The 7,154-nt window shown below is 68.6% G+C and carries 5 protein-coding genes; 2 read left to right on the forward strand and 3 right to left on the reverse strand.

Annotation, left to right across the window (positions count from 1 at the left end):
* Positions 1-682: 682 nt before the first annotated feature.
* On the forward strand, positions 683-2,344 hold the full coding sequence (locus ACFWX1_RS47510; RefSeq protein ID WP_378396534.1) for a fumarate hydratase: 1,662 nt from the start codon (positions 683-685) through the stop codon (positions 2,342-2,344).
* A 68-nt stretch (positions 2,345-2,412) separates the two neighbouring features.
* On the opposite strand, the gene ACFWX1_RS47515 is transcribed toward ACFWX1_RS47510, so the two are convergent.
* The 3 genes from ACFWX1_RS47515 to ACFWX1_RS47525 all read right to left on the reverse strand — a co-directional run bounded on the left by ACFWX1_RS47515 (position 2,413) and on the right by ACFWX1_RS47525 (position 5,028).
* On the reverse strand, positions 2,413-3,339 hold the full coding sequence (locus tag ACFWX1_RS47515) for a hypothetical protein (RefSeq protein WP_378396535.1): 927 nt from the start codon (positions 3,337-3,339) through the stop codon (positions 2,413-2,415).
* A gap of 130 nt (positions 3,340-3,469) precedes the next feature.
* Complete coding sequence (locus tag ACFWX1_RS47520) at positions 3,470-3,874, reverse strand: hypothetical protein (RefSeq protein WP_378396536.1); 405 nt, start codon at positions 3,872-3,874, stop codon at positions 3,470-3,472.
* A 131-nt stretch (positions 3,875-4,005) separates the two neighbouring features.
* Positions 4,006-5,028 (reverse strand): helix-turn-helix domain-containing protein, encoded by a 1,023-nt coding sequence (locus ACFWX1_RS47525; protein ID WP_378396537.1) that lies wholly within the window; start codon positions 5,026-5,028, stop codon positions 4,006-4,008.
* Positions 5,029-5,164: 136 nt separating this feature from the next.
* Between ACFWX1_RS47525 and ACFWX1_RS47530 the strand changes: the two genes are divergently transcribed.
* Positions 5,165-7,087, forward strand: a complete 1,923-nt coding sequence (locus ACFWX1_RS47530; RefSeq protein WP_378396538.1) for a putative Ig domain-containing protein — start codon at positions 5,165-5,167, stop codon at positions 7,085-7,087.
* Positions 7,088-7,154: the final 67 nt, after the last annotated feature.

Here is a 7,154-nt window from a genome sequence, read left to right on the forward strand (position 1 = left end):
CCGCCCCCCAATTGGTTTTTGGGGGGGTCGAACCCACAAACCCCCGCCAGGGGGCAAGCCCCCTGGACCCCCGCCGTGGTCGTCACGTGTAGGTGACTTCAGCTTGGGCCGTGGGCATCTCGGGTGGGGTGACTTCGGGTTGGGTCGTGGTCACCTCGGGTAGTTCGCTCGCTGGATCGTGGTCACCTTGGGTGAGCAGCTGCGGCATCTCGGTGGTGATTCGATCAAGATCCGCGGGGCCGGGCGGTTGGGGGTTTGAGAGCGACGGGGGCGGGGCATTGAAGGGGTCGGCAACACCCGTTCGGCCGCGTTGACTTATGACCTGGGTCACGACACTGTCGTGACAGGTGTCACGTCCAGAGCGGAAGTGGCGCCAGGTGAGGCTTCGCGGTCGGATGTGCCTGCATCCGGATCGCATCCCCCGGGAGGTCGGGTCCGTCGGGGTGGGCCCGGCCTCCCGAACCAAACTTCACAAGCTTTCCCCTGCGAAGGCGCCGCTTCGGTCACCGAGGCGGCGCCTTCGATTTCGGTGCTGTCACGGGCAAATCCCGCTCCGCAACATGCAGGCCGGACATGTCGTGCGCCACATCCCGCACGCTGTCCGGCACACGGCGCGCGGGCGCGACGGGACGTTGGGTACTTTGGGCGGGTTCCCCGAATCGCCCGGCAAAGGAGCCGCGCTGTGGCGCCCACCACCACGTTCCAGCACACCGAAGTCCTGCCGCTGGGCAAGGACACCACCACCGAGTACCGGCTGCTCACCACCGAAGGTGTCGAGCAGGTCGAGGCCGCGGGCCGGAAGTTCCTCCGGATCGAACCCGAGGCACTGACGCGGCTCGCGCGGACCGCGATCACCGACATCCAGCACCTGCTGCGCTCGTCGCACCTCGCGCAGCTGCGGGCGATCGTCGACGACCCCGAGGCCAGCGGCAACGACCGGTTCGTCGCGATGGACCTGCTGCGCAACGCGGCGATCTCCGCGGGCGGGGTGCTGCCGATGTGCCAGGACACCGGCACCGCGATCGTGATCGGCAAACGCGGCGAGGGCGTGCTCACCGGCGGAGACGACGAGCGCGCGCTGTCGCAGGGGATTTTCGACGCCTACCAGGAACTCAACCTGCGGTATTCGCAGATGGCCCCGGTGAACTTCTGGGAGGAACGCAACACCGGCACCAACCTGCCCGCGCAGATCGAGCTGTACCACAAGGATGGGCAGGACGACCCGGCGTACGAATTCCTGTTCATGGCCAAGGGCGGCGGCAGCGCGAACAAGACTTTCCTTTACCAGGAAACGAAAGCCGTTCTGAACCCGAAGCGGCTCGCCCGGTTCCTCGACGAAAAGCTGCGCAGCCTCGGCACCGCCGCGTGCCCGCCGTATCACCTGGCGATCGTGGTCGGCGGCATGTCCGCGGAGTTCAACCTCAAGGTCGCGAAGCTCGCCTCCGCGCGGTACCTGGACACGTTGCCGCAGAACGGTTCCGAGCTGGGACACGCCTTCCGCGACCCGGACCTCGAACAGCAGGTGCTGGAGATGACCCGGCAGTTCGGGATCGGCGCGCAGTTCGGCGGCAAGTACTTCTGCCACGACGTCCGCGTCATCCGGCTCCCCCGCCACGGCGCGTCGTGCCCGGTCGGGATCGCGGTGTCCTGTTCGGCCGACCGCCAGGCGAAGGCGAAGATCACCGCGGACGGCGTGTTCATCGAGCAGCTGGAGCGCGACCCCGCGCGGTTCCTGCCGGACGTCACCGAGGACGACCTGTCCGACGAGGTCGTGAACGTCGACCTGAACCGGCCGATGGCCGAGATCCGCGCGCAGCTGTCCCAGCTTCCGGTGAAGACCCGGCTTTCGCTGACCGGGCCGCTGGTCGTGGCCCGCGACATCGCGCACGCGAAGATCGCCGAGCGGCTCGACGCCGGCGAGGAGATGCCGCAGTACCTCAAGGATCACCCGGTGTACTACGCGGGCCCGGCGAAGACGCCGGAGGGCTACGCGTCCGGTTCGTTCGGCCCGACCACGGCCGGGCGGATGGACTCCTACGTCGCGCAGTTCCAGGCCGCGGGCGGCTCGCTGGTCATGCTGGCCAAGGGAAACCGGTCGAAGCAGGTGACCGCCGCCTGCCGCGAGCACGGCGGGTTCTACCTCGGGTCGATCGGCGGGCCCGCGGCCCGGCTGGCCAAGGACTGCATCCGCAAGGTCGACGTGCTGGAGTACGCCGAACTCGGGATGGAAGCGGTGTGGCGTATCGAGGTCGAGGACTTCCCGGCCTTCATCGTCATCGACGACAAGGGCAACGACTTCTTCGCGGCGACCTCGGAACCGGTGCTGCAGATCAGTTTCCGCTGACGCGGTGAGATCCCTCCCGGCCGTCCACAGTGGTCCGATCGACCACGGCAGGGAGGATCTCGCGCACCTCAGCCGACGCGTTCGATCCGCGCGTTCCGGATGAGGAACTTGCCAGGTTCGGCGACCTGTTCGAAGGCCGCGTTGTTGAGCAGCGCGCAGCTGCCGGAAACCGAGGTCACCTCGACGGTGGTGGACTTGTCGTTGTCCAGGTTGGTGACCTTGAGCTTCGTGCCCGCCGGGAACTGGTCGCTGGACGCGGCGGGCGCCCCGCCCTCGCCCGACAGCGTCACGGTCGAACCCTGGCAGACGACGTCACCGGCCTGCTGACCGCTGTTCTGGTTCTTGCCGTTCTGCGCCTTACCGTTCTTGCCGTTCTGGGCGTCCTTGCCCTGCTGGCATGGGTTGGCGTTCTGACCCGCCTTCCCGTTCTGGTCCTTGTTCTTGTCGGCGTCCTTGCCGTTCTTGCCGTTGTCCTGAGCCATACCTTTCCGGTCGGCGTCGCCCTGGGCGTTGTCCATCCCGTTGGCATTGCCCTGACCGTTCATGCCGTCGGCGCCCATGCCATTGTTCATGCCACCGGCCTCGTTCATGCCGTTGGCTTTCTGGTCCTTGTCCTTGTTCTTGTTGTCGCCCTGGGCGTTGTTCTGGTCTTTGTCCTGGCAGTTCTGCCCGTTCTTGCCGTTCTGCCGATCCGGCGCCTTGCCGACGACGTCGGCGGTGCATCCGGCGGCCTGGCGGCGCTGCTGGATGAGGTCCACGACCGACTGCCGGTTCGCGATCCTCGCCGCGGACTGCGCGTCCGGATTCGCCTTCTGTCCTTCGATGAAGGTGAGGTTGTTCTGCAGGGCCGTGTCCAGCCCGGTGCAGCTTTCGGCGGCCTGGCTGGCTCCCGTGCTCATCGCGATCGCCGCCGCGGTGATCCCGGATACGCCCAGCAGCGCGGCGAGTCCGATCGTCGCCTGCCTGCGGTGCCTGCCCTTACTCGACCGGGGCATGTGCCCACTCCTCTCTCATCACCACCTCTCCCCTGACTACGTTTCGATAACGGAGACGGTTCAACGCCCGGCGGCACGAGTAAGCCCCGGTGAGCCGGATGGCCCACCGGGGCTGTACGCGTTCTGCGGTCTACTTCGCCGGGGACGTCTTCAGGACGAGGGTCCGGTCACCCAGCGGTGCCGCAAGCGGCACGGAGATCACCGGGTAGCGGATGTCCATGGTGCACATCTGGCCCGTCTGGGCCTTGGTCTCGCTCAGGTCGACGACGACGTTCTGGGCGTTCTGTTCGATCGCCGAGCCGAGCGCGTGGCCGCAGCCGCCTTCCTGGGCACGGATGTTGAGGACCGCCCCGCCGTTGGCGGTGTACGCCTCCTTCGGGAAGCCTTCCGGCAGGGCCTTCGTGTCGAGTTTGTTCGGCGGCACCGGAACGCTGCCCTCGGGGACTTCCAGCCGGGGCTTGCCCGGCGGGCTGCCGCGCGGGGGTTCGGCCGGCTTCGCGTTCGGCGACGAGGACGGCGTCCCTGGCGGAGCCACCGAAGGTGAGGACGGCGCGCTACCTCCGGGAGCGCCGTTACTGGATCCGGGCTGTGCTGTCGTGTTGTGACCGCCGCAGGCTGTCGCGAGCACGAGGACAATGCCTGCACCGGCCAGCTTCGCTGAGTACCTCATGCCCGTAAGGACGGAGCGGGGTCCGCGCCGGGTTGCACGGGGGCGTGGATCCACGCGTTACGGATCGCGTGCAGCGCCAGCTGGAAGCGGTTGGCCGAGCCGGTGCGCTCCATCAGGTTCTCCAGGTACCGGAACAGGGTCCGCCTGCTGACGCCCATGGCGCGCGCGGCCTGGTCGTCGGTCAGCCCGGCCGCGAGCAGGCCGAGCAGCCTGCGTTCGCTTGGCCGCACCGAGGAGCCGGGGACGTCGGCGGCGAAGCCCAGCGGCAGCGCGGCGCGCCAGCACATGTCGAACAGCCCGATCAGCGCGTCGAGCAGGCCGCACGGGCGGATCAGCAGGACCGGGCGGTCGACGTCGCTGGCGGGCGAGACCACCGCGTACTCGTCGTCGACCAGGAGCAGTTTCACCGGAACGTCCGGCAGGATCCGCGCCTGCTCCCCCGCCTTCCCGCACGGGACGACGTTTTCGGCGAGGTACTCGGGTCTTTCCAGCGCCGCTCTGCCGTAGACGGCGCGGTAGCGGACGCCGCGCGCGAGGTTGTCCAGTTCGACCTCGTTGGCGTCGGCGTCGGCGTAGTAGGGCGGCGAGTCGAGGCCGCGTACCTCGGTGCGGGCGGACCGTTCCAGCTGACGGACGCGTTCGGCCGCCGCCGGTCCGCCGATCACTTCGATGAACTGTCCGGCGCGGTCGGTGCCCGTGCCCCGGCGGCGTTGGTCGAAGGCGTGCGTGACGGCGATCCGCGCGCGGGCGAGTTCCGCCTCGCGGCGCCGGACGAGCGCGGCCAGCGCGAGTTCCGGGCGCAGCGCCACGAAGGACGTTTCGTCACCGTCGGCGGGACCGGCCAGGCCGTGCTCGGCCAGCACGGCGAGGCAGCGCAGGACGTCGCCGACGTCCCGGGCCGCTTTCGTGGCAAGGGTTCCGGGCGTGGCGGGGCCCGACGAAAGTAGGTGCAGGTAGGTTTCCGCCTCGTCCTCTTTGAGGCCCAGCGTCACGAGATGACCGATTGAGTCCGGGACCATCCGGGCCTCCTCGAGCGCACGAACCGACACTTTTGCGCCACTGACACGAACGCGTCACCGGCGAGATTCCACGCACTGTATACAACGTGACACCGATGGGTTATCCCCATTCGGATGAATCTCCCCTGGAGGGTTCATGTCCCGATCGGTTCGAAGAATCCTTGCCACGGCGGCGTTCTCCGCCATGGCACTGACCGCGCCCGCACTGCCCGCCCTCGCCGCGCCCGCCGCGGCCCATCCCACCGCCTACGCCTGCGACCAGCACGTGAGTCCAGGCAGGGCAACATGTTTCGCGCAACGACTGACCGACACCGCCGGCGCACAGCTCGCCCCGAACGCCGCGCCGAGCGGCTACGGGCCGACGGACCTGCGCTCGGCCTACAACCTCACCGCCACGGGAAGCGCTTCCGCGACAGTGGCCATTGTGGACGCCTACGACGATCCGAACGCCGAGTCGGACCTGGCGAGCTACCGGTCGGCCTACGGGTTGCCCGCGTGCACCACGGCGAACGGATGTTTCAAGAAGGTCAACCAAAACGGCCAGACGAGCCCGCTGCCGAAGGCGGACACCGGCTGGGCCGGGGAGATCTCGCTCGATCTGGACATGGTTTCGGCGATCTGCCCGAATTGCCACATTCTGCTCGTCGAGGCGGACCAGCCGACGATGCAGGATCTGGGGACCGCGGTGAACACTTCGGTGTCGCTCGGCGCGAAGTACGTGTCGAACTCCTACGGCGGCGGGGAAGACGGCAGCGAAAACACCTACGACACCAGCTACTTCAAGCACCCCGGCGTCGCGATCACCGCGAGCACCGGCGACAGCGGCTATGGGATCAGCTACCCCGCGTCGTCGCAGTACGTGACCGCGGTCGGTGGTACGTCGCTGTCGCGCAGCAGCGGCGGCCGCGGCTGGACGGAGTCCGCGTGGAGCGGGGCGGGCAGCGGCTGCTCGACCAGCGTGCCCAAGCCGTCGTTCCAGAACGTCACCACCGGCTGCGCCAAACGGGCGAACGCCGACGTCTCCGCGGTGGCCGACCCGCAGACCGGCGTCGCGGTCTACCAGACCTACGGCGGCAGCGGCTGGGCCGTGTACGGCGGCACGAGCGCGTCCGCGCCGATCATCGCCTCGGTGTACGCGCTCGCCGGAACTCCCGGCGCGTCGGACACTCCCGGCGCCTACCCGTACGCGCACACCGGGAACCTCTACGACGTGACGTCCGGCAGCAACGGCAGCTGCTCGACGCCCGTGCAGTGCAAGGCGGGCCCCGGCTGGGACGGCCCGACCGGGCTGGGCACCCCGAACGGGACCGCCGCATTCACCGCTGGTGGCAGCAATCCGGGTTCCGTGACCGTCGCGAACCCGGGTAGCAAGACCGGTGTCGTGGGCACGGCGACGAGCCTGCAGCTGTCGGCGTCCGGCGGATCCGGCGGCTACACGTGGACCGCGACCGGGCTGCCTCCCGGCCTCTCGATCGCCGCGTCGAGCGGGCTGATCTCGGGCACGCCGACGACCGCGGGCACCTACTCGGTCACCGCGACCGCCGAGGACAGCAGCGGAGCGACCGGAAGCACGACGTTCTCGTGGACGATCACGACGTCCGGTGGCACTTGCACCGGTCAGCTGCTGGGCAACCCCGGTTTCGAGAACGGCACCAGCCCGTGGACCGCGAGCAGCGGCGTCGTCAGCACCGCGTCCGCGGGTGAGGCACCGCATTCGGGCAGCTACGTGGCCTACCTCGACGGCTACGGCAGCACGCACACCGACACCGTTTCGCAGTCGGTGAGCATCCCGGCCAACTGCCACGCGTCGCTGTCGTTCTGGCTGCACATCGACACGGCCGAGTCCGGTTCGACGGTGTACGACAAGTTCACCGTCAAGGCGGGCTCGACGACGTTGGCGACGTACTCCAACGTCAACGCCGCCTCCGGCTATCAGCAGCACACGCTCGACGTGTCCTCGCTGGCCGGGCAGACCGTGACGATCACCTTCACCGGCACGGAGGACTCGTCGCTCCAGACGTCCTTCGCGCTGGACGACACGTCACTCACCCTGAGCTGATGGTCTCTGAAGGCCACCTTGAGGGACTTGAGTTCCCTCAAGGTGGCCTTCAGAGCGTCTTTCACCC

The sequence above is a fragment of the Amycolatopsis sp. NPDC059021 genome, from assembly GCF_042739895.1.
Lineage (GTDB): Bacteria > Actinomycetota > Actinomycetes > Mycobacteriales > Pseudonocardiaceae > Amycolatopsis.